This window comes from Pseudomonas sp. R3-52-08, assembly GCF_003851745.1.
GTDB lineage: Bacteria > Pseudomonadota > Gammaproteobacteria > Pseudomonadales > Pseudomonadaceae > Aquipseudomonas.
The window spans coordinates 114,127-136,977 of sequence record NZ_CP027730.1; the positions used below are offsets into that span (position 1 = coordinate 114,127).

Genomic DNA, 22,851 nt, shown 5'->3' on the forward strand with positions numbered 1-22,851 from the left:
CCTGCTTAGGCGTTTTTGCGGATGACTTGGCCGTCGCGGCACATCAGGCACGCGGCGACGATGTCGTCTTCGAGGTTGATTTCAAACTGCCCTTCCTTGGTGAACACCAGCTTCAGGAAGTCCAGCAGGTTGCGTGCATACAGGGCCGATGCATCGGCGGCCACGGCGCCGGCCAGGTTGGTCGGGCCGCAAATGATCACGCCGTTTTCCACCACCACTTGATCTGCGACCGTCAGCGGGCAGTTGCCGCCCTGGGCTGCCGCGAGGTCAATGACGACCGAGCCCGGCTTCATCTGTGCGACGGTTTCGGCGCTGAGCAAGATCGGTGCTTTGCGACCGGGGATCAATGCCGTGGTGATGACGATATCGGCTTGCTTGGCGCGCTCGTGCACAGCCAGGGCCTGGCGCTGCATCCAACTGGTGGGCATCGGGCGTGCGTAACCACCGACGCCGACCGCGCATTCACGTTCCTCATCGGTTTCGTAAGGTACATCGACGAACTTGGCGCCGAGGGATTCAATCTGCTCTTTTACCGCTGGGCGTACATCAGAGGCTTCGATCACTGCGCCCAAGCGTTTCGCCGTGGCGATGGCCTGCAAACCGGCGACGCCGGCGCCAAGGATCAGCACGCGGGCTGCTTTCACGGTGCCTGCGGCGGTCATCAACATCGGCATGAAGCGCGGGTAGTGGTGGGCAGCCAGCAAGACGGCCTTGTAGCCGGCAATGTTGGCTTGTGAAGACAGCACATCCAGGCTCTGGGCCCGCGAGGTGCGTGGCGCCGCTTCGAGAGCGAAGGCCGTGATGCCGCGTTCGGCGAGCTTGGCGATGGTTTCATTGCTGAACGGATTGAGCATGCCCACCAATACGGTGCCGCTTTTGATCAGCGCCAGTTCGCTGTCGCTGGGGGCAACCACCTTGAGGATCAGTTCGGCGCCAAACGCATCGTTGGCGCTGCCAATGGTTGCGCCTGCCGTTTCATAGGCACTGTCGACGATGCTGGCTTTAATGCCTGCGCCGCTTTGTACAGTGACCTTATGGCCCTGGCCGATCAGCTTCTTGATGGTTTCCGGGGTGGCAGCCACCCGCGTTTCACCGGTCTGGGTTTCGAGAGGAACACCAATGTGCACGTCAAATCTCCTGCATGATCTTTTTGCTTTTGATCTTTTTGTAAAAAGGCCAGTGCGCCGTGAGTGGCGCAGCTGGGGCGGCCGATCAGCACGATCCCGCTGAATGACAGCGGGGCGCGGCATTTTGCAGGCGAACTTTACGGCCTTCAAGGGATTATGACGGGTGACGAAAAATTAACTACAAGTCACCCTGTGACTGATTGTCGCAACGCATAGGAATAACCTTATTAAATACAGGCTGTTAAGCACTTTTGTAGTGAAATATACAGTTTCCACATGGTCATGGTGAATAGTCGGTTATTGACCCGTGATGGTCGCTATAGGCCATGAGAATCATGGCTTTGAGCCTCATCTGTGTTCGGCAGGTACAGTCTGTTTAAATGCGACATCTACGTATATCTGTAGGGCTTTTATTTATCTGACTACAAGGTCAATAAATTGCCGTACGCCTTTAAATATTGGGGTTGTAGCGCTGAGATTGGCCGATAAGCCAGTCTCGGAACGCATGCAATGAAGCAGATTCGACCTTTCGTTCTGGAATCATCAAGTAATAGGCCTTATCGCTGCTCAGGGTCTGGTTAGCGGCGATCATCAACTGTTTCTCCTGTAACTCCCGCTGGATCAAGAAGGGCGGGATCAACGCGATGCCCATGTCATGCATAGCCGCCTGGGACAACATTGAGAATAGCTCGTAACGCGGGCCTGTCATGTCGCGGGGAACGCTCAGTTGCTGGGCGTTGAACCACTGGCGCCAGGCATAAGGGCGGGTTGTCTGCTGCAGCAGAGGCAGTTCGGCGATTTCCCGAGGAGTGAAGCGCGCAAGGTCGCCGAGTAAGCGTGGGCTGCAGACGGGCACAGGGTTTTCACCCATGAGCCGATGGGATTCCGTGCCGGACCAGTCGGCATCGCCGAAGTAGATCGCAGCGTCGAACTCGGTGTCGGCAAACAGGAAGGGGCGTGTGCGGTTGGTCAGGTTGACCGTCACTTCCGGATGCTGCTGTTGGAAGTCCTTCAGGCGCGGGATCAGCCACTGGGTGCCAAACGTCGGTACCACCGCCAGTTCGATCACGTTCGCGCCTTGCTGGCCCATGACTGAAAGGGTATCGCGCTCCACTGCATCCAGTTGCTTAGCCACTCTGCGGCTATAGGACAGACCCGCCTCGGTCAGCTTCACCCCGCGCCGCGAACGCCGAAACAGTTCGACACTCAAAAACTCTTCAAGGCTGGCGATCTGTCGGCAGATCGCACCTTGCGTGATGGAAAGCTCCTGCGCCGCCTTGGTGAAGCTCTCGTGGCGGGCTGCTGCTTCAAAGCTGATGAGCGCGGTAGTGCTGGGGATTTTCCTGCGCATGTACATTGTCCTCACATGTAAGGCGCATTTTTGGCCTTATCGAGCATCACGAAGTGAGAAATTAGCACAAGCTCATGCAGAAACCTCGTTTGCCCTCTGCACCTTCCCGACCTAGTCTGCATGCACGACGTTTGATTCTTTTCGTGAGGACTTATTCATGGCTGGCAAGGCAAGCTTCAACTGGATCGATCCACTGCTGCTGGATCAACAGCTCACCGAAGAAGAGCGCATGGTGCGTGACAGTGCCGAGCAATTTGCTCAGGACAAGTTGGCGCCTCGAGTGCTTGAAGCTTTCCGTCATGAAAAGACCGACCCCGCGATTTTCCGCGAGATGGGCGAAACCGGCTTGTTGGGAGCGATGATTCCCGAGCAATACGGTGGCAGTGGCTTGAACTACGTCAGCTATGGGTTGATTGCCCGTGAAGTCGAGCGTGTCGATTCCGGTTATCGCTCGATGATGAGTGTGCAGTCCTCACTGGTGATGGTGCCGATCAATGAATTCGGTACCGAGGCGCAAAAGCAAAAGTACCTGCCGAAATTGGCCTCCGGTGAATGGATCGGCTGCTTCGGTCTCACCGAGCCCAATCATGGTTCTGATCCAGGCGCGATGATCACCCGTGCGCGCAAAGTGGAGGGCGGCTACAGCCTGAGCGGCGCGAAGATGTGGATTACCAACAGCCCGATCGCCGACGTGTTTGTGGTGTGGGGCAAGGACGATGCCGGCGACATACGCGGTTTTGTCCTGGAGAAGGGCTGGAAAGGCCTGAGCGCGCCGGCGATTCACGGCAAGGTCGGCCTGCGGGCGTCCATCACCGGCGAAATCGTGATGGATAACGTATTTGTACCGGAAGAGAACATCTTTCCGGATGTGCGTGGCTTGAAGGGGCCTTTTACTTGCCTGAATTCGGCACGATACGGCATCTCCTGGGGCGCGCTGGGCGCTGCGGAGTTTTGCTGGCATACCGCGCGTCAGTACACCCTTGATCGCCACCAGTTTGGCCGGCCATTGGCCGCGACGCAGTTGATCCAGAAGAAGCTGGCCGACATGCAGACCGAGATCACATTGGCGCTGCAAGGCTGCCTGCGCTTGGGTCGGATGAAGGATGAAGGGACGGCGGCGGTCGAGATCACTTCGATCATGAAGCGCAACTCATGCGGCAAGTCCCTGGATATCGCGCGTATGGCCCGGGACATGTTGGGTGGTAACGGTATCTCCGACGAGTTTGGGGTGGCGCGCCATTTGGTCAACCTGGAGGTGGTCAACACCTATGAAGGTACCCATGACGTGCACGCCTTGATCCTGGGGCGCGCGCAAACCGGTCTTCAGGCGTTCTATTAATAGGAGCATGGGCATGGGCGCGCTTTCGCATCTGCGAGTACTGGATTTATCGCGAGTACTGGCGGGTCCTTGGTCCGGGCAGATACTTGCGGACCTCGGGGCCGAGGTGATCAAGGTCGAAAGGCCGGGCAATGGTGACGACACGCGCGCCTGGGGGCCGCCCTTCCTCAAGGATGCTTATGGTGAGAACACCAGTGAGGCGGCGTACTACCTGTCTGCCAACCGTAATAAAGAATCGGTGACCATCGACTTCACCAAGCCTGAGGGGCAGAGGCTGGTGCGTGACCTGGCTGCCAAGTCGGACATCCTGATCGAGAACTTCAAAGTGGGTGGCCTGGCGGCTTATGGTTTGGATTATGAGTCGCTCAAGGAGATAAATCCGGAGCTGATCTATTGCTCGATCACCGGTTTTGGCCAGACCGGGCCTTATGCCACGCGTGCCGGCTATGACTTCATGATTCAAGGGTTGGGTGGGTTGATGAGCCTGACCGGTCGGCCTGAGGGGGATGATGGCGCGGGGCCGGTGAAGGTTGGGGTGGCATTGACCGATATTCTCACGGGGCTTTATTCAACCGTGGCTATCCTGGCAGCCCTCGCTCACCGGGATCACGACGGCGGCGGGCAACATATCGATATGGCGTTGCTGGATGTGCAGGTGGCTTGCCTGGCTAATCAGGCGATGAATTACCTGACGACGGGGGTCTCGCCAAAACGCCTGGGCAACGCGCATCCGAATATCGTGCCTTATCAGGACTTTCCTACGGCCGATGGTGATTTCATTCTGACGGTGGGAAATGATGGGCAGTTTCGCAAGTTCGCCGAGGTGGCTGGGCAGCCACAGTGGGCGGATGATCCGCGGTTCTCTACTAACAAGATGCGGGTTGCCAATCGTGCGGCGCTGATCCCGTTGATTCGTCAGGCGACGGTCTTCAAGACCACGGCAGAGTGGGTATCGCAACTGGAGAAAGTAGGCGTGCCGTGTGGGCCGATCAATGATCTGGCGCAAATGTTCGCTGATCCGCAGGTCAAGGCGCGGGGGTTGGCCATGGAGCTGCCTCATGCTTTGGCGGGGATGGTGCCTCAGGTCGCCAGCCCGATCCGGCTTTCCAAGACGCCTGTGGAGTATCGCAGTGCGCCGCCGCTGCTGGGTGAGCACACGCTTCAAGTGCTGCAGAGTGTACTGGGGCTGACGCCGTTGAATGTGGCTGCTTTAAGAAAGGCTGGCGTCATCTGAGTGCGCTCTCTATATAGAAGAGGTATCTGTCGGTCGTTTTATGATCAATCCTAACTATTTGATAAGAAAACGAAATTAGAAGTTGACGGCAGATTCTGTGCGCCTATAATTCGCCCCACTTCCGGCGCAGTCGAAACGGAAAAATCCTTGGTAAACAATGAGTTAAGTAGGTTTCGGCAGCAGGTCGCTTCAGTTCATCGAAGCCAAAAGGAAGTTGAAAAAGAGGTGTTGACAGCAGCGTGTAACGCTGTAGAATTCGCCTCCCGCTTACGAGAGATCGCAAGCGCAAATGGTTGAAGTTGTTGAAGAAATCTTCGAAATCTTCGAAAACTTCTGAAAATAACCACTTGACAGCAAATGAGGCTGCTGTAGAATGCGCGCCTCGGTTGAGACGAATAGCTCTTAACCAACCGCTCTTTAACAACTGAATCAAGCAATTCGTGTGGGTGCTTGTGGGGTCGGACTGATAGTCAACAAGATTATCAGCATCACAAGTTACTCCGCGAGAAATCAAAGATGTAACCAACGATTGCTGAGCCAAGTTTAGGGTTTCTTAAAAACCCAAAGATGTTTGAACTGAAGAGTTTGATCATGGCTCAGATTGAACGCTGGCGGCAGGCCTAACACATGCAAGTCGAGCGGTAGAGAGAAGCTTGCTTCTCTTGAGAGCGGCGGACGGGTGAGTAATGCCTAGGAATCTGCCTGGTAGTGGGGGATAACGTTCGGAAACGGACGCTAATACCGCATACGTCCTACGGGAGAAAGCAGGGGACCTTCGGGCCTTGCGCTATCAGATGAGCCTAGGTCGGATTAGCTAGTTGGTGAGGTAATGGCTCACCAAGGCGACGATCCGTAACTGGTCTGAGAGGATGATCAGTCACACTGGAACTGAGACACGGTCCAGACTCCTACGGGAGGCAGCAGTGGGGAATATTGGACAATGGGCGAAAGCCTGATCCAGCCATGCCGCGTGTGTGAAGAAGGTCTTCGGATTGTAAAGCACTTTAAGTTGGGAGGAAGGGCAGTTACCTAATACGTGATTGTTTTGACGTTACCGACAGAATAAGCACCGGCTAACTCTGTGCCAGCAGCCGCGGTAATACAGAGGGTGCAAGCGTTAATCGGAATTACTGGGCGTAAAGCGCGCGTAGGTGGTTTGTTAAGTTGGATGTGAAATCCCCGGGCTCAACCTGGGAACTGCATTCAAAACTGACTGACTAGAGTGTGGTAGAGGGTGGTGGAATTTCCTGTGTAGCGGTGAAATGCGTAGATATAGGAAGGAACACCAGTGGCGAAGGCGACCACCTGGACCAACACTGACACTGAGGTGCGAAAGCGTGGGGAGCAAACAGGATTAGATACCCTGGTAGTCCACGCCGTAAACGATGTCAACTAGCCGTTGGGAGCCTTGAGCTCTTAGTGGCGCAGCTAACGCATTAAGTTGACCGCCTGGGGAGTACGGCCGCAAGGTTAAAACTCAAATGAATTGACGGGGGCCCGCACAAGCGGTGGAGCATGTGGTTTAATTCGAAGCAACGCGAAGAACCTTACCAGGCCTTGACATCCAATGAACTTTCCAGAGATGGATTGGTGCCTTCGGGAACATTGAGACAGGTGCTGCATGGCTGTCGTCAGCTCGTGTCGTGAGATGTTGGGTTAAGTCCCGTAACGAGCGCAACCCTTGTCCTTAGTTACCAGCACGTTATGGTGGGCACTCTAAGGAGACTGCCGGTGACAAACCGGAGGAAGGTGGGGATGACGTCAAGTCATCATGGCCCTTACGGCCTGGGCTACACACGTGCTACAATGGTCGGTACAGAGGGTTGCCAAGCCGCGAGGTGGAGCTAATCCCAGAAAACCGATCGTAGTCCGGATCGCAGTCTGCAACTCGACTGCGTGAAGTCGGAATCGCTAGTAATCGCGAATCAGAATGTCGCGGTGAATACGTTCCCGGGCCTTGTACACACCGCCCGTCACACCATGGGAGTGGGTTGCACCAGAAGTAGCTAGTCTAACCTTCGGGAGGACGGTTACCACGGTGTGATTCATGACTGGGGTGAAGTCGTAACAAGGTAGCCGTAGGGGAACCTGCGGCTGGATCACCTCCTTAATCGACGACATCAGCTGCTTCATGAGCTCCCACACGAATTGCTTGATTCATTGAAGAAGACGATAGAAGCAGCTTTAAGCTCCAAGCTGATAGCTCTTAGCTAATCAGTTGCGCTCGAAATTGGGTCTGTAGCTCAGTTGGTTAGAGCGCACCCCTGATAAGGGTGAGGTCGGCAGTTCGAATCTGCCCAGACCCACCAATTTTGTTATGGGGCCATAGCTCAGCTGGGAGAGCGCCTGCCTTGCACGCAGGAGGTCAACGGTTCGATCCCGTTTGGCTCCACCATTAACTGTTTCTGCTGTTAGAGTTTAGAAATGAGTATTCCGCTGTGAATATTGATTTCTAGTCTTTGATTAGATCGTTCTTTAAAAATTTGGGTATGTGATAGAAAGATAGACTGACCGTTACTTTCACTGGTAACGGCTCAGGCTAAGGTAAAATTTGTGAGTCGCTCTTAATTGAGTATGATCGAATTTTCGGCGAATGTTGTCTTCACAGTATAACCAGATTGCTTGGGGTTATATGGTCAAGTGAAGAAGCGCATACGGTGGATGCCTTGGCAGTCAGAGGCGATGAAAGACGTGGTAGCCTGCGAAAAGCTTCGGGGAGTCGGCAAACAGACTTTGATCCGGAGATGTCTGAATGGGGGAACCCAGCCATCATAAGATGGTTACCTTACACTGAATACATAGGTGTATGGAGCGAACCAGGGGAACTGAAACATCTAAGTACCCTGAGGAAAAGAAATCAACCGAGATTCCCTTAGTAGTGGCGAGCGAACGGGGACTAGCCCTTAAGTGGCTTTGAGATTAGCGGAACGCTCTGGAAAGTGCGGCCATAGTGGGTGATAGCCCTGTACGCGAAAATCTCTTAGTCATGAAATCGAGTAGGACGGAGCACGAGAAACTTTGTCTGAATATGGGGGGACCATCCTCCAAGGCTAAATACTACTGACTGACCGATAGTGAACTAGTACCGTGAGGGAAAGGCGAAAAGAACCCCGGAGAGGGGAGTGAAATAGATCCTGAAACCGTATGCGTACAAGCAGTGGGAGCCTACTTGTTAGGTGACTGCGTACCTTTTGTATAATGGGTCAGCGACTTATTTTCAGTGGCGAGCTTAACCGAATAGGGGAGGCGTAGCGAAAGCGAGTCTTAATAGGGCGTCTAGTCGCTGGGAATAGACCCGAAACCGGGCGATCTATCCATGGGCAGGTTGAAGGTTGGGTAACACTAACTGGAGGACCGAACCGACTACCGTTGAAAAGTTAGCGGATGACCTGTGGATCGGAGTGAAAGGCTAATCAAGCTCGGAGATAGCTGGTTCTCCTCGAAAGCTATTTAGGTAGCGCCTCATGTATCACTGTAGGGGGTAGAGCACTGTTTCGGCTAGGGGGTCATCCCGACTTACCAAACCGATGCAAACTCCGAATACCTACAAGTGCCGAGCATGGGAGACACACGGCGGGTGCTAACGTCCGTCGTGAAAAGGGAAACAACCCAGACCGTCAGCTAAGGTCCCAAAGTTATGGTTAAGTGGGAAACGATGTGGGAAGGCTTAGACAGCTAGGAGGTTGGCTTAGAAGCAGCCACCCTTTAAAGAAAGCGTAATAGCTCACTAGTCGAGTCGGCCTGCGCGGAAGATGTAACGGGGCTCAAACCATACACCGAAGCTACGGGTATCACGTAAGTGATGCGGTAGAGGAGCGTTCTGTAAGCCTGTGAAGGTGAGTTGAGAAGCTTGCTGGAGGTATCAGAAGTGCGAATGCTGACATGAGTAACGACAATGGGTGTGAAAAACACCCACGCCGAAAGACCAAGGTTTCCTGCGCAACGTTAATCGACGCAGGGTTAGTCGGTCCCTAAGGCGAGGCTGAAAAGCGTAGTCGATGGAAAACAGGTTAATATTCCTGTACTTCTGGTTATTGCGATGGAGGGACGGAGAAGGCTAGGCCAGCTTGGCGTTGGTTGTCCAAGTTTAAGGTGGTAGGCTGGAATCTTAGGTAAATCCGGGATTCTAAGGCCGAGAGCTGATGACGAGTTGTCTTTTAGACGACGAAGTGGTTGATGCCATGCTTCCAAGAAAAGCTTCTAAGCTTCAGGTAACCAGGAACCGTACCCCAAACCGACACAGGTGGTTGGGTAGAGAATACCAAGGCGCTTGAGAGAACTCGGGTGAAGGAACTAGGCAAAATGGCACCGTAACTTCGGGAGAAGGTGCGCCGGTGAGGGTGAAGGACTTGCTCCGTAAGCTCATGCCGGTCGAAGATACCAGGCCGCTGCGACTGTTTATTAAAAACACAGCACTCTGCAAACACGAAAGTGGACGTATAGGGTGTGACGCCTGCCCGGTGCCGGAAGGTTAATTGATGGGGTTAGCTAACGCGAAGCTCTTGATCGAAGCCCCGGTAAACGGCGGCCGTAACTATAACGGTCCTAAGGTAGCGAAATTCCTTGTCGGGTAAGTTCCGACCTGCACGAATGGCGTAACGATGGCGGCGCTGTCTCCACCCGAGACTCAGTGAAATTGAAATCGCTGTGAAGATGCAGTGTATCCGCGGCTAGACGGAAAGACCCCGTGAACCTTTACTATAGCTTTGCACTGGACTTTGAATTTGCTTGTGTAGGATAGGTGGGAGGCTTTGAAGCGTGGACGCCAGTTCGCGTGGAGCCAACCTTGAAATACCACCCTGGCAACTTTGAGGTTCTAACTCAGGTCCGTTATCCGGATCGAGGACAGTGTATGGTGGGTAGTTTGACTGGGGCGGTCTCCTCCTAAAGAGTAACGGAGGAGTACGAAGGTGCGCTCAGACCGGTCGGAAATCGGTCGTAGAGTATAAAGGCAAAAGCGCGCTTGACTGCGAGACAGACACGTCGAGCAGGTACGAAAGTAGGTCTTAGTGATCCGGTGGTTCTGTATGGAAGGGCCATCGCTCAACGGATAAAAGGTACTCCGGGGATAACAGGCTGATACCGCCCAAGAGTTCATATCGACGGCGGTGTTTGGCACCTCGATGTCGGCTCATCACATCCTGGGGCTGAAGCCGGTCCCAAGGGTATGGCTGTTCGCCATTTAAAGTGGTACGCGAGCTGGGTTTAGAACGTCGTGAGACAGTTCGGTCCCTATCTGCCGTGGACGTTTGAGATTTGAGAGGGGCTGCTCCTAGTACGAGAGGACCGGAGTGGACGAACCTCTGGTGTTCCGGTTGTCACGCCAGTGGCATTGCCGGGTAGCTATGTTCGGAATAGATAACCGCTGAAAGCATCTAAGCGGGAAACTAGCCTCAAGATGAGATCTCACTGGGACCTTGAGTCCCCTGAAGGGCCGTCGAAGACTACGACGTTGATAGGTTGGGTGTGTAAGCGCTGTGAGGCGTTGAGCTAACCAATACTAATTGCCCGTGAGGCTTGACCATATAACACCCAAGCAATTTGACTACTCCTGACTTTAAAAAAGCAGAAGCATCAGATTGCGGTGTGTGAAGACGCAATGAACCGAAAGTTCGAGGCTCACAAAACACCGAATTCTATTACATACCCAATTTGCTGAAGCGAGGCCATCAGGCCACGACTCAGTACCCGAATTTCTTGACGACCATAGAGCATTGGAACCACCTGATCCCATCCCGAACTCAGTAGTGAAACGATGCATCGCCGATGGTAGTGTGGGGTTTCCCCATGTGAGAGTAGGTCATCGTCAAGATTAAATTCCAGAACCCCTGTTTGCGTACGCAAACAGGGGTTTTGTTTATGTAGAAGTCCATGAATTTCACCGGTACGTAGCTAGCGCAACGATCTGGTACACAGAATTTCTTGACGACCATAGAGCATTGGAACCACCTGATCCCATCCCGAACTCAGCAGTGAAACGATGCATCGCCGATGGTAGTGTGGGGTTTCCCCATGTGAGAGTAGGTCATCGTCAAGATTGAATTCCGAAACCCCTGTCTGCTTACGCAGACAGGGGTTTTGTCGTTTAGGGCTCTAAGTGGCTGATAGTCGACTGTGCTCATACCGCCTGTCGTTCTCTTACGCTAAAAGCGGAAGATTCACACAAATCTCTAAGTTTTATCGATTTCTGGCCGAAAGCCTGACGAGCCATGCGTGCACCGAAATAGAGCGGTCGCAGAGTCCGCCTATCGCGATACATGGAATGTTCCACTCGGCACGCTCACCCCCCTTTGGCAAAAGAAGTCGATGAAATGAATCTCAAGTTCAGTCATAAAATTCTGTTGGCTGCGTCAGGCGTCGTGGTTCTGGCCTTCGCGCTATTCACGTTCTACAACGATTACCTGCAGCGCAACACGATCAGGCAGAACCTGGCGTCCTCCATCCAGCAATCCGGAGAGCTTACCGCCAGCAGTGTGCAGAACTGGCTCAGCGGCCGTATCCTGGTTCTCGAGAGCCTGGCACAAAACGTTGCCCATCAAGGCAGCGCCGCCGACCTTCCCGGCTTGGTCGATCAACCGGCGCTCACCTCCAACTTCCAGTTCACCTACGTTGGCCAAATCAATGGAGTGTTCACCCAGCGCCCCGACGCGAAGATGCCCGAAGGCTATGACCCACGTCAGCGCCCTTGGTACAAGCAAGCCGTAGCAGCCGACAAAACCATGCTTACCCCGCCTTATATGGCGGCTGTAGGCGGCCAGATCGTGACGATCGCCATGCCGGTCAAGAAGAACGGAGAGTTGTTGGGCGTTGTGGGTGGCGACTTGAGCCTGCAAACCTTGGTGAAGATCATCAACTCGGTGGATTTTGGCGGTATTGGTCATGCATTCCTGGTCAGTGGTGATGGCCAGGTCATCGTCAGTCCTGACCAGGACCAGGTGATGAAAAACCTCAAGGATATCTACCCGGGCACCCAGGTGCGCATCGAGAAGGTTAACCAGGAGGTTGTCCTCAATGGACAAGACCGAATCCTGTCCTTTACACCAATCAACGGGTTGCCGGGGGCTGACTGGTACATCGGTCTGTCTATCGACAAAGATAAAGCCTATGCAGCACTGGGTAAATTTCGCACTTCAGCGTTGATCGCAATGCTCATCGCCGTGGTGGCGATTGCCGTACTGTTGAGTGTGCTGATTCAGGTGTTGTTGCGTCCGCTGACCACCATGGGCGTTGCCATGCAGGACATTGCTCAAGGCGAAGGTGATCTGACCCGCCGCCTCGACGTGACCAGCAAAGACGAGTTTGGCGAAGTCGGTAGCGCATTCAATCAGTTTGTCGAGCGGATCCACGCCTCGATTTCCGAAGTGTCCTCGGCCACCCGCCAGGTGCATGACCTGTCCCAGCGCGTAATGGCGTCGTCCAACGCGTCGATCATCGGCTCCGATGAACAAAGTGCGCGTACCAACAGCGTGGCTGCCGCTATCAACGAGCTGGGTGCCGCTACCCAGGAAATCGCACGTAACGCCGCTGATGCCTCGCAGCATGCCAGCGGTGCCAGTGAGCAAGCTGATGATGGGCGCAAAGTGGTCGAGCAAACCATCCAGGCGATGTCGGAACTGTCGCAGAAAATCAGCCTGTCCTGTACCCAGATCGAAACCCTTAACGCCAGCACCGACAACATCGGACACATTCTCGATGTGATCAAGGGCATCTCCCAGCAGACCAACTTACTTGCGCTTAACGCGGCAATCGAAGCTGCCCGTGCCGGCGAAGCAGGGCGTGGGTTTGCCGTGGTGGCGGATGAAGTGCGTAACCTGGCTCACCGTACCCAGGAATCGGCAGAAGAGATCCACAAAATGATCACTTCGCTGCAAGTGGGTTCGCGTGAAGCCGTGACCACCATGAACGCCAGCCAAGTCTCCAGCGAGGAAAGCGTTGAAGTGGCTAACCAGGCCGGCGAGCGTCTGGTCAGCGTGACACAGCGAATCGTTGAGATCGACGGCATGAACCAATCGGTCGCCGCTGCCACCGAGGAGCAAACGGCGGTGGTTGAAACCCTCAATGTCGACATCAACCAGATCAACCTGCTGAACCAGCAAGGCGTGGCCAATCTCAACGAGACGCTCAAGGACTGCGACGCGCTGTCCCAGCAGGCCAGTCGATTGAAGCAATTGGTCGACAGCTTCAAGATCTGATCCTCGCTGTATCGGAGCGAGGCCTCGCTCCGATACAGCCGAGCAACTTCAATGCGGGCCAAAGCCGCTCAGAGAAAGCCGATGGCCCTGAGGTAGTCACAGCCCTTGCGTAACAGTGCGGGGCTCTTTGGCGGATACTGTGTGCCCATTTGTTCCAGGCCCCACTGCGCGTTGCTGTAATGGATCATCGACGTGTCGCCGATGTCTTCACCCAACCCATCAAGGTAAAAGCCCAGTACGCCGAACAACGCATTGTCGTGGCGCACTGTGCGCAACGCCCGTTGCCAATGTTGAAGGCTTACCCGTTCGAAGGTGTGTCCGGCCTGGCTGAACGCATTAAGGTACTGGTCCCAGCTCAAAGGTTGAGGATTGTGCAGGTTGAAGACGTTTCGCCCAGGGACAAAACGCGCGCTGTGAAACGCGATGAAGCGCGCCAGGAAGTCCACCGGCATCAGGTCGAAATTGCCCTCCATTCGAGGAACCCTGCCCAACTGCAGTGACCCTTTGAGCATCAACATCAACCGATTTTTATGGGGTTGGCAGACACCGTTCCGGCTGTTGAAACTGATATTCCCCGGCCGATGAATATTCACCCATGCCCCTTGCTCGACTGCACGTCCCAACAACCGCTCGGCCACCCACTTCGAGAGGTTGTAGCCGTTTTTTACATAGAGCGGCAACGCGCGGCTTGCGGGTGCTTCGAGCACATACCCATCAGTGTCGAGGTGACTGCAGGCTGACAGCGTTGAAATGAAATTGAAAACTTTCTTACAGTGGGTTTCGCAAAGGCGCAGGCATTCAAACACCGGTTCGACGTTGTCGTTGGCCAGTGCTATGTAGTCCATCACATGGTTGACCTGCGCCGCATTGTGCACCAGCACACCATGATTTCGGGCGAGGTGGTCGTACGCCTCTGCAGACAGACCCAGGCGGGGTTGGCGCAGGTCGGCGGCATACACCTGCACTCGGCTCAGGTCCAGCTGTTCCAGGCGGTATTCGCGCAACGCCTGAGAGAATCGGTCCGCCGCCGACTGGCCTGGGAGCGCCCGGACCAGGCACGCTACCTCCTGCGCCCCACCCGCCAGCAAGGCCTGGACGATGTGCACGCCGACAAAGCTGTTCGCCCCTGTGACAATCGCCTTGCGTGGATCCCCGGCGCGGGCCTCGGGCAGCACCTCAAGCGTCATGGCTCGGGATGCATCTTTTTCCATCTGGCTGAACGATGTATTCGGCAGCGCTGCGCCCTGCATCTGCAAGGCCAGCGTACGAATCGTCGGCGCTTCAAAAAATTGGCTCAAGGAGAGGCTGCGGCCAAACTGCTCGCGCAGGCGCAGCAACAAAGTGGACAGCAGGATCGAATGGCCGCCCAGGTTGAAAAAGCTGTCGTCGATCGACACGTCACCGGCAGGCAACCCTAACAACTCCCCCCACAGGTCCACCAACTGCGCCTGGACTGGCGTGAGCGTGCTGCAACGCGTCATCTCCTGGGCGCGGGTAATTGGCGTCTCCCGCAACGCCTTGCGATCGATCTTGCCGTTGCTCGAAGCGGGGAGGCTCGGCAGCTCGCTCCAGGCGACAGGTTGCATATGTTCAGGCAGCCACTGCCGTGCGTGCTCCTTCAGGCTGGCCAGCGTGGCGCCGGGTTCGGGCTGGGCCGCAAAGCCGATGATTCTGTGCGTCTGATCAATCACCACTGCCACTTGGCGAAACAACCGACTGCTGCGCAGGCAGTGCTCGATCTCCTGAGGTTCGACCCGAAAACCGCGGATCTTGACCTGGTCATCCCGTCGGCCGCCCAACTCGATACCGTCTTGCGTCCATTTCGCCAGATCGCCGCTGCGGTAAGCCTGCAGCCATTGCCCGTCGGGCAACGTCAGCTTGATGAACGGGGAGTCGGCCTGCGGTGGTCCGTTCATATAGCCCAGGCTCACGCCCGGTCCTGCGAGGTACAGATCGCCCATCACCTGCTCGTCCACCGGTTGCAGGTGCTTGTCCAGGATCAAGACCTGGCTGTTGGCGATGGGCAGGCCGATATTGCGATTGCTATCACCGAGCCGAAACGTTCGATGGGTTGCCAGTACCGTGGCTTCGGTGGGGCCATAGAGGTTGTGAAACTGGCATTGGCCGGCCATTCGCTCGATCACGTAGGGTTCGCAAAAGTCGCCGCCGGTGAGCAGGTGTGCGAGGCCCAGCGGCTGGTCCAGCGGCAAGATGCCGAGCAGTGCCGGTGGCAAGAAAGCATGAGTGACGCGTTGCAGGCGAATCAGCTCGACCAATTGCCGGGGATCGTGACGTTGTTCTGCGCTGGGGACAATCAACGCTGCGCCCGCGACCAAGGCGGGGAAAATATCGATCAGTGACGAGTCAAAGCTCAGCGGCGAAAATTGCAGGACGCGGCTTTTATCGTCCAGCGCCACACAGGTACCGAGCCAGGCCGTGAAATGCGCCAGATTATGTTGGCTGAGCAGCACACCCTTGGGTTGCCCCGTGGTGCCAGAGGTGAAAAGCGCCATGCACGGCGCATCGGCGTGGGGACGATGGCGCATCAGCGGCTGTGTGGAGTCGATGCCGTGTGGGGTGAGCGTACTGACATCAAGTGAAACGAATTTATCCCGCAACGGGTGCAGGCCATTTTCCAGTAATACGCCTGCACCTGCGCTTGTCAGCATGCTGTGCTGGCGTTTTACCGGATGGTCCGGAGACAGCGGCAAATACACCGCGCCACAGCCCAGCACCGCCAGAATGCTTGCGTAAAGCTCGGTAGATTTTTCCAGGCACACACCCACCACCGGTGGTGTTTCAATGCCCGCCAACAGGGGCAGCAAGTGTTGCTGAATCGCCACGGCTTTTTCCTGAAGCTGGCGATAAGTCACCCTGCGCCCCGCAATATTCAGCGCTGTACGATCGGCGAAGGCATTCAGGCTGGCCTGTAACCGTTCGATCATGGGCGCCTGTGCCGCCCGCAGCAGTGCCGGATCGGCTGTACGGTTGAATCGATGCATGAACGCCAGTGACTCCAGTCCTCGCAATCCCTGTTCGGGCAAGGTGCCCGGGTTGGTCGTTGCACAGAAATAACCAGGGTCTCTCGAGAATCCGCTGACCAATGACGCTACCCACTCCACCAGAGCGTGCGCCGCACGACGACGCAGGCGCTGGCCGTTGCCGCTGGGCTCCTCGGCGACGTCGTGCAAGGCCAACAGGCGCCGATCACGGTCATAGCAGCGAAACTGAAGTGCGGGTAACCCAGTTTCGGACACGGGGCCGATGCACAGGCGCAGGCTCATCCACGGCGCATCGGTGGATAAGGCTGACGGTGACTGGCTGCCGTCCTCAATCACCAGGTCGACCGACCCCGCCCCCGCGATATGCCCGTATTGTTCCAGAACCTGCTTGAGGGCCCCCAGTGCTTCACTGGCACCGCCCCATTCAATCGTCAAGCGCCTCATGCCAGCCTCCCCGCCGCGGGCAGGTAGTCGTCCAGTGCGCGTGCCACGCTTGGGGTGTGCAGCACGCCGCTGTGGTGCAGGAAGCTCATGATGTTGCCGATCAACGGGTGCTGGCGGGTGATAGGAAAATCCAACGCAATGATTTCATCCTGCAGCGCCAAACGAATATCGGTACTGACATCCAGGTGTTCGATCAACTGCAAGTCGAAGCCTTTCTGTATGTCGTTGGTCAGGTAATGGGCCAGAAAAGTCGGGAGCACGCCGGCAATGCTGTCGCGGTCTTGCGCGCTTGCCGACTGCCAGTAGATACGCACCAACTGTGTCCAGAACTGTGCGTGGCGCCCTTCATCGAACAGGTGATCGGCCATCAGGCCGCGTACGGACGACTTGATACTGTCGTCCTTGGAAAAGGCCGCCACATCATGGGTGACGGTGTTTTCGGCGATGGCCACGACAATCAACTCGACGGCATCGTGCAGGTGCTCCGGTGCCTGCGCCTGCGCGGCCGGCAAGGCGCGGCTCAGTTCGATCTGCCCCGGCAGGTCCAGGGGCTCGATACCGGTCAACGCCACGGCTTGCTGCAGGAAGTCCAGTGCCACCAATGCGTGGTAATCCTCATCCACCACGACGGTCATTGCATCGTAGCGGCAGGCGAGGGGGAGGGGCAGCGAGAAGCGATTCTTGGCAATACGGCGGGCAAGCTTATCGACGATCTCGGTTTCGAAAACCACGATGTCATGGATGAATCGATAAAAGCTTTGCACCAGCACAAAGTCGCGGCATTGCGAGCAGCGCTCGAGAAAGGTTGCACTCAGTACAAGGGGTTGGCGGCTCAGGGGATAGATCAGTTTGCCGTCGTTTTCCAACATGCGGCGCGGGCGTGTGCGGATGGTTGCGCGCCGCTCCCAGTCTTCGGCAAAGGAGTGATAGCCGGTGGCGCTCATGGGTGTACCTCATGCATTGAGGCGTGTACGTCGTCCCAGAAGGTCATGCGGCTTTCCAGGGCACCGAAGGCAGCGCTATCGGCTTGTCGCTGGCGAGTCGGGTCTGCGCCGATCAAATGCTGGAGCACCTGCTCTGCCGCCGGGCCGTGCTCCTGGCTATCCAACTCGATATGACGGTTGAGGTAGTGACACAAGATGGGTGCCTGATGAGCAATCAAGGGGCTGCTGCACAGAAGGCGCTCGAACATGGATGCAATGACGCCTTCACGACCATGCAGGAAGGCCGCCGCGACGCAGTGGGTGGGGGCGCTGAGTGCGATCTGCCATGTGCTGTCGACAAAGCGCGGCACGCCGGGGGGCGCACCGATCATTCGCAGCGCTGCGCTGACCTCTACACCCTGGTGTTGCAGGTCAATGAAACGTGCGATGACACGGGTATTGGCGCCCACCTCCGCCATGGCTTCCAGGTACAGCTCAAAGTGACTGCAATGGCCCCGCGTCGGATGTTCGTCCGACTCCTCGCCCAGCACGATTTCATTGATCAGGCGTGCGGCCTGCGGATTGGCTGGCGGGAGCCAGGGTATTTGGGTGCACGTAAGGTCCTGTTGCAGGCGTTTGGTCAGGGTCATGAAGTCCCAAACCGCAAATACATGGCTTTCCATAAAGTGTTGTAATTTGCTAAGAGAAGTTATTTCAGCAAATAACGGGTGACGGTACAGTTTAAGTTTCTTTTGTTCGAGCGAATGATGATGCATGGTTGACGCCTATGAAGTTGTTGCGACTGCTCTAGTTGCAGTGATGGATTTTGTAGTTGTTAGTTGGAAGATTAGCGTTACGGCGCGCCCACGCGAGGAGCGCTGGCTCAATACGCGGGCAGCGATTGCAAGGTTTTTGGGTGAGTCGCTGATACTAAGCTGATTAAACGTTTGGATGAGCTTATAAGTGTATTAAATGTTTTTTCGAACAAAAACTTCCCGGAGAAATAGTTGTTTGAGGTGTGAGAAGTTTCCTTATATAACGCCGATTTGATTAAGGCTTGCCGGTTTGTTCACAGTGTTATCAACGCGGGACGCTTCCTGATAAGGGATGGTACCCCGCGATGCTCAGGCTCAAGAGAGGTACGAGCGCCTTATGACGTGGCTGTTCTATTCGCAGTTTCGAGGCTATTGAGGTATCTATTGATGACCTCCATGCCTCGCATCAAGTGATTACGCAGTGTCAGGATGCTTTCATCGATTTTCTTCTGCACCACCAGGTTGAGCAGTTCGCGGTGATCCTCCTGTGACGTCTCGCCCAGTCCCATCGCCTCGAGGTTGAAGCGCAGAAACCGCTCCTCTTCATTCAGCCCATGTTCCACCAATTTGAGCAGGCGATGGTTAGGCGCCTTGCCATACAGGATCATGTGAAACAGGCGATTGAGGCGACCGATCTCGCTGTAGTCTTTCTCGCATTCCAGCGCAGTGATACAGGCCTCTGCCTTGGCAATGTCCGACTCCGTGAGCAATGGGATCGACAAGCGCAAGGCTTCGGACTCCAACAGCATGCGCAGGGCATAGGTCTCAGCCGAATTGTCCTCGATCAAGGGCGCAACCACAGCGCCTTTGTGAGTCACCACATGCAGCAGGGATTGTGCCTCCAACTGGCGCAAAGCTTCGCGCACCGGCATACGGCTGACGCCGAACAGGCTGGCGAGTTCTTGCTGGCGCATAGCAGTGCCACAAGGCAATCGACCATCGAGAATGGCGTTACGCAACGTTTCTTCAATAACGGCGCGGGCAAGATGAGCGGGAATAGGTCCGCTGACCTTGATACTGCTTAAAGGGTTCGGCTTCTGTGTCACGGTTACGCTACCCTCCTTTCTTGAGTAATAAAGTGTGTTTATTGGATCCAATGAACACTAGAGATGGGCCATGCACTTGTCAAACAGCCAGAGTTTCCGTTTGTAAGGGCCCACAGCGTGTATTTTGTACGTCCCACAGGAGGCGGTTATAAACTCGCTCCACCGATGAATGATCGCACTGTGCCATTGTTTTTTGTGAGACGAAGCTTCACCATCCCTTGAAATTCCGTCTCTCTTCATGGACTGAACGCCTTGGCGGTAAGTTTTATTCCCTATCGAGTTTTTTGCTGGCTCTTATCAGCGATCTTATTGGCCGGCCTGATGCTTGGCGGGCTGCATGCCGATTGGGATTTCTCGCAGATCAGCCGCAAGGCCAGCGCCTTGTACGGGCCGTTGGGCGAGGGCCAGCAACGTATTGACGCGTGGCAGCGGCTGCTGAGCACCGAAAAACAGGTCAGCGAGCAAGACCAGCTCAAGGTCGTCAACGTGTTCTTCAACAAACAAATGACCTACGTGGAAGACATCGATCTCTGGCGCGCGGTCGACTATTGGGAGACACCCATCGAAGCACTCTGGAAGGGCGCCGGTGACTGTGAAGACTACGCCATCGCCAAGTATTTCAGTTTGCGTCATCTGGGCGTGTCCAGCGATAAATTGCGCATTACCTACGTCAAGGCCTTGCGTCAGAATCGTGCGCACATGGTCCTGACCTACTATTCGACCCCCGACGCGATCCCGTTGGTGCTCGACAGCCTGATGGACGACATTCTGCCGGCAACCCGCCGTACCGATTTGATCCCGGTGTATTCATTCAACGCCGAGGGGCTGTACCTGCCCGGCGCCAAGGGCAACAAGAAAGTCGGCGATACCAAACGCTTGTCGCGCTGGCAGGATGTGTTGAGAAAAATGCGTGCGGAAGGCTTCCCAGCCGAGCCTGCCAACTAGGAGTAACTGATCGGATGTCTTTGTTCAAACAGCTGTTGATCGCAATCTGTCTGTTCCTGGTGGTCGCCTTCAGCGGCAGCTTCATGGTCAGCCTGGAAAGTTCGCGCACGCAATACGTCAACCAATTGCGCTCCCATGCGCAGGATGCCGCGACGGCACTGGCGTTGTCGCTGACTCCCAATATCGACGATCCGGCCATGGTCGAGTTGCTGGTCAGCTCGATCTTCGACAGCGGTTATTACGCCAGCATCCGTGTGGTGGACCTGGCCACGGACCAAACCATCGTCGAGCGCAGCGGCATACCCGACAACAATGGCGTGCCCCATTGGTTTGTAAAGTTGATCGGCCTGGAGCCGGCCGGTGGTGATGCGCTGGTGAACCGTGGTTGGGAGCAGGCGGCGCGAGTCGAGGTGGTCAGCCATCCGATGTTCGCCCTGGCCAAACTCTGGCAGAGCGCCCTGGGCAGCCTTGGCTGGTTGCTGCTGTGCGGTGCGGTCAGCGTGGTGCTCGGCGGGATGTTGCTGCGCCGGCAACTGAAGCCGTTGGACTATATGGTCAAGCAGTCCCACGCGATCGCCCGTCGGGAATTCCTCAGCCTGCCTGACCTGCCGCGTACGCCGGAGTTGCGCCGGGTGGTGCAGGCCATGAACCAAATGGTGGAAAAGCTCAAAGCGCTGTTCCAGGAGCAGGCCGAGCGCAGCGAAAAGTTGCGCACTGAATCCTATCAGGACAACCTCACCGGCCTGGCCAACCGCCGCTATTTCGAGATGCAGCTCAACGCCCGCGTCAGCAACCCCGAAGAAACCAACTCCGGCTACTTGCTGGTGTTGCGCGTCAAGGACCTGGCCGGCCTGAACCAGCGCCTGGGCGGCCAGCGTACCGACCAGCTGCTGCAAGCGGTCGGCGAACAACTGCTGCGCCAGTGCGAGCCGTACCCGGAAACCCATAACCTCGTGACCCGTATTCGTGGCGGCGAATTCGCCGTGCTGGCGCCTGGGCTCACCCGTGAAGAAGCGCTGCAATTGGCGCAGAACCTTGAAAGCACGTTGCTCAGCCTGCAGGCCACCGGCGCCAGCGATGTTACGCCCGTGGCCTACATCGGCCTGGCACCGTTCAACCATGGCGATGCGCCGCAGGCGCTGCTGACCCTCGCCGACCAAGCTTTGGCTCAAGCCGAAGGGCAGGGTGACAGCACCTGGGCGTGCCTCGACCACAGTGCCGCCGCCAGCGTCGGTGACGATCACCATGCCTGGCACACACTGTTGGACCAGGCGCTGACCCAACAGCGTTTCGAGTTGTACTTCCAGCCGGTGGTGGCCAGCCAGGACCCGCAATTGGTCTTGCACTACAAAGTGCTGTCGCGCTTGCAGGACTTTGACGGCCATACCCTACCCGCCGGGCGTTTCCTGCCGTGGCTTGAGCGTTTCGGCTGGTCAGCCCGCCTGGACCGCATGATGCTGGAGCAGGTGCTCAAACAGATGAGCGGCCACAGCCACAACCTGGCGCTGAACCTCTCAGCCGCAACCTTGCAGGATCCTCAGGCACTGCAACGCATTTATGACCTGCTGCGCCAGCACAGCAACCTGGGCTCGCGCCTCACCCTGGAGATCGGTGAAGAGCAACTGCCGGAACAGCTTGTGTTGGAACAGATGACCCAGCGCCTGCGCGAGTTGGGCTTTTCCCTGAGCCTTCAGCGTTTCGGTGGGCGATTCAGCATGATCGGCAACCTGGCCCGCCTGGGCCTGGCCTACTTGAAAATCGACGGCAGCTACATCCGCGACATCGACCAGGAAAGCGACAAGCGCCTGTTTATCGAAGCCATCCAGCGCGCGGCCCACAGCATCGATCTGCCGTTGATTGCCGAACGTGTGGAGACCGAAGGTGAGCTGAAGGTGATTCGTGAAATGGGGATTTTTGGCGTGCAGGGCCAGCTGTTCGGCGAGCCCGCGCCCTGGAAATAACGCAGATCCAATGTGGGAGGGGGCTTGCTCCCGATAGCGGTGTATCAGTCGCCTAAATATCGACTGGTCTACTGCTATCGGGAGCAAGCCCCCTCCCACATTTCGGTGCGGCTTCAGGGCTCAGATAAGCCCTTTCTCATCATCATTGATCAACTGGCTCAACCCACCCAACGCTTCCCGCGCCTGGTTACGGTCCATCAATTTGGCCTGGGCCGCAGGCGGCAGGTCGGTCACGCTGATGACGCCCTTGCGGGTGAGCACCTGGATCAAGTCGTCCAGTACCCGGATCATTTCCAGGTCACTCTGTTTGAGCTGGGCCAGGCTGGTTTCCACCACTTCGTTGGCGTACCAGGCCTGGATCTCATGGTGATCGGCCGGCAGCGTTTCGGTGGATTCGGCAAAGGCGGCGGCCTCTACGCGACTCAACGCGCCCTGCGCATCACGTTGCACGTAAAACATAAGAACCCCCTCG

General features: G+C 56.3%; 12 protein-coding genes, 2 tRNA genes and 4 rRNA genes. 11 read left to right on the plus strand and 7 right to left on the minus strand.

Annotated features, from left to right (window positions below; all coding sequences use genetic code 11):
- Positions 1-5: 5 nt before the first annotated feature.
- Together C4J91_RS00550 and C4J91_RS00555 are read right to left on the minus strand one after the other, a co-directional pair.
- The gene (locus C4J91_RS00550) at positions 6-1,127 is read right to left on the minus strand and encodes a Re/Si-specific NAD(P)(+) transhydrogenase subunit alpha (protein ID WP_124360670.1); all 1,122 of its coding nucleotides are present in this window, start codon (positions 1,125-1,127) and stop codon (positions 6-8) included.
- Positions 1,128-1,578: 451 nt separating this feature from the next.
- Positions 1,579-2,478, minus strand: coding sequence for a LysR family transcriptional regulator (locus tag C4J91_RS00555; RefSeq protein WP_124360671.1), 900 nt, complete (start codon positions 2,476-2,478; stop codon positions 1,579-1,581).
- 157 nt (positions 2,479-2,635) lie between these two features.
- Here C4J91_RS00555 and C4J91_RS00560 point away from each other — a divergent pair, with 157 nt between their 5' ends.
- The 9 genes from C4J91_RS00560 to C4J91_RS00605 all read left to right on the plus strand — a co-directional run bounded on the left by C4J91_RS00560 (position 2,636) and on the right by C4J91_RS00605 (position 13,243).
- Positions 2,636-3,817, plus strand: coding sequence for an acyl-CoA dehydrogenase (locus C4J91_RS00560; RefSeq protein ID WP_124360672.1), 1,182 nt, complete (start codon positions 2,636-2,638; stop codon positions 3,815-3,817).
- Between the two features lie 13 nt (positions 3,818-3,830).
- A complete protein-coding gene (locus C4J91_RS00565) occupies positions 3,831-5,051 on the plus strand; it encodes a CaiB/BaiF CoA-transferase family protein (protein WP_124360673.1) in 1,221 nt (406 codons plus the stop codon).
- Between the two features lie 573 nt (positions 5,052-5,624).
- Positions 5,625-7,161, plus strand: a 16S ribosomal RNA gene (locus tag C4J91_RS00575).
- Between the two features lie 122 nt (positions 7,162-7,283).
- Positions 7,284-7,360 (plus strand) — tRNA-Ile (locus C4J91_RS00580).
- 10 nt (positions 7,361-7,370) lie between these two features.
- Positions 7,371-7,446 (plus strand) — tRNA-Ala (locus C4J91_RS00585).
- A gap of 239 nt (positions 7,447-7,685) precedes the next feature.
- Positions 7,686-10,576 (plus strand): 23S ribosomal RNA (locus C4J91_RS00590).
- 171 nt (positions 10,577-10,747) lie between these two features.
- Positions 10,748-10,863: ribosomal RNA gene (gene rrf / locus C4J91_RS00595) — 5S ribosomal RNA — on the plus strand.
- Between the two features lie 109 nt (positions 10,864-10,972).
- Positions 10,973-11,088, plus strand: a 5S ribosomal RNA gene (rrf, locus tag C4J91_RS00600).
- The 16S, 23S and 5S rRNA genes sit together here with 2 tRNA genes alongside, the layout of an rRNA operon.
- Before the next feature lie 274 nt (positions 11,089-11,362).
- Positions 11,363-13,243: a methyl-accepting chemotaxis protein gene (locus tag C4J91_RS00605; RefSeq protein ID WP_124360674.1), complete on the plus strand. Its 1,881-nt coding sequence runs from the start codon at positions 11,363-11,365 to the stop codon at positions 13,241-13,243.
- A 68-nt stretch (positions 13,244-13,311) separates the two neighbouring features.
- Here the strand turns inward: C4J91_RS00605 and C4J91_RS00610 are convergent, their stop codons facing one another.
- From C4J91_RS00610 to C4J91_RS00625, 4 genes are all read right to left on the minus strand, one after another.
- Complete coding sequence (locus C4J91_RS00610) at positions 13,312-16,689, minus strand: amino acid adenylation domain-containing protein (protein ID WP_124360675.1); 3,378 nt, start codon at positions 16,687-16,689, stop codon at positions 13,312-13,314.
- A complete protein-coding gene (locus tag C4J91_RS00615) occupies positions 16,686-17,633 on the minus strand; it encodes a diiron oxygenase (RefSeq protein ID WP_124360676.1) in 948 nt (315 codons plus the stop codon). Before C4J91_RS00615 ends, C4J91_RS00610 begins: the two co-directional genes overlap by 4 nt.
- The gene (locus tag C4J91_RS00620) at positions 17,630-18,388 is read right to left on the minus strand and encodes a DUF3050 domain-containing protein (RefSeq protein ID WP_124360677.1); all 759 of its coding nucleotides are present in this window, start codon (positions 18,386-18,388) and stop codon (positions 17,630-17,632) included. Before C4J91_RS00620 ends, C4J91_RS00615 begins: the two co-directional genes overlap by 4 nt.
- Positions 18,389-18,762: 374 nt before the next feature.
- Positions 18,763-19,473, minus strand: coding sequence for a GntR family transcriptional regulator (locus C4J91_RS00625; protein ID WP_124360678.1), 711 nt, complete (start codon positions 19,471-19,473; stop codon positions 18,763-18,765).
- A gap of 252 nt (positions 19,474-19,725) precedes the next feature.
- Between C4J91_RS00625 and lapG the strand changes: the two genes are divergently transcribed.
- Positions 19,726-20,418 carry a cysteine protease LapG gene (gene lapG / locus C4J91_RS00630; protein ID WP_124360679.1) on the plus strand — a complete coding sequence of 231 codons (693 nt, stop codon included), beginning with the start codon at positions 19,726-19,728 and terminating at the stop codon, positions 20,416-20,418.
- Between the two features lie 14 nt (positions 20,419-20,432).
- Entirely contained in the window at positions 20,433-22,379 is a 1,947-nt protein-coding gene (gene lapD / locus C4J91_RS00635) for a cyclic di-GMP receptor LapD (protein WP_124360680.1), read from the plus strand.
- A 120-nt stretch (positions 22,380-22,499) separates the two neighbouring features.
- On the opposite strand, the gene C4J91_RS00640 is transcribed toward lapD, so the two are convergent.
- Positions 22,500-22,838: a hypothetical protein gene (locus C4J91_RS00640; RefSeq protein ID WP_057725300.1), complete on the minus strand. Its 339-nt coding sequence runs from the start codon at positions 22,836-22,838 to the stop codon at positions 22,500-22,502.
- Positions 22,839-22,851: the final 13 nt, after the last annotated feature.

Bases quoted from the DNA above. Each gene is read 5' to 3' on its own strand.
- C4J91_RS00555 (WP_124360671.1), bottom strand. From the start codon at position 2,478: ATGCGCAGGAAAATCCCCAGCACTACCGCGCTCATCAGCTTTGAAGCA.
- C4J91_RS00560 (WP_124360672.1), top strand. From the start codon at position 2,636: ATGGCTGGCAAGGCAAGCTTCAACTGGATCGATCCACTGCTGCTGGAT.
- C4J91_RS00565 (WP_124360673.1), top strand. From the start codon at position 3,831: ATGGGCGCGCTTTCGCATCTGCGAGTACTGGATTTATCGCGAGTACTG.
- C4J91_RS00605 (WP_124360674.1), top strand. From the start codon at position 11,363: ATGAATCTCAAGTTCAGTCATAAAATTCTGTTGGCTGCGTCAGGCGTC.
- C4J91_RS00610 (WP_124360675.1), bottom strand. From the start codon at position 16,689: ATGAGGCGCTTGACGATTGAATGGGGCGGTGCCAGTGAAGCACTGGGG.
- C4J91_RS00615 (WP_124360676.1), bottom strand. From the start codon at position 17,633: ATGAGCGCCACCGGCTATCACTCCTTTGCCGAAGACTGGGAGCGGCGC.
- C4J91_RS00620 (WP_124360677.1), bottom strand. From the start codon at position 18,388: ATGCATCATCATTCGCTCGAACAAAAGAAACTTAAACTGTACCGTCAC.
- lapD (WP_124360680.1), top strand. From the start codon at position 20,433: ATGTCTTTGTTCAAACAGCTGTTGATCGCAATCTGTCTGTTCCTGGTG.
- C4J91_RS00640 (WP_057725300.1), bottom strand. From the start codon at position 22,838: ATGTTTTACGTGCAACGTGATGCGCAGGGCGCGTTGAGTCGCGTAGAG.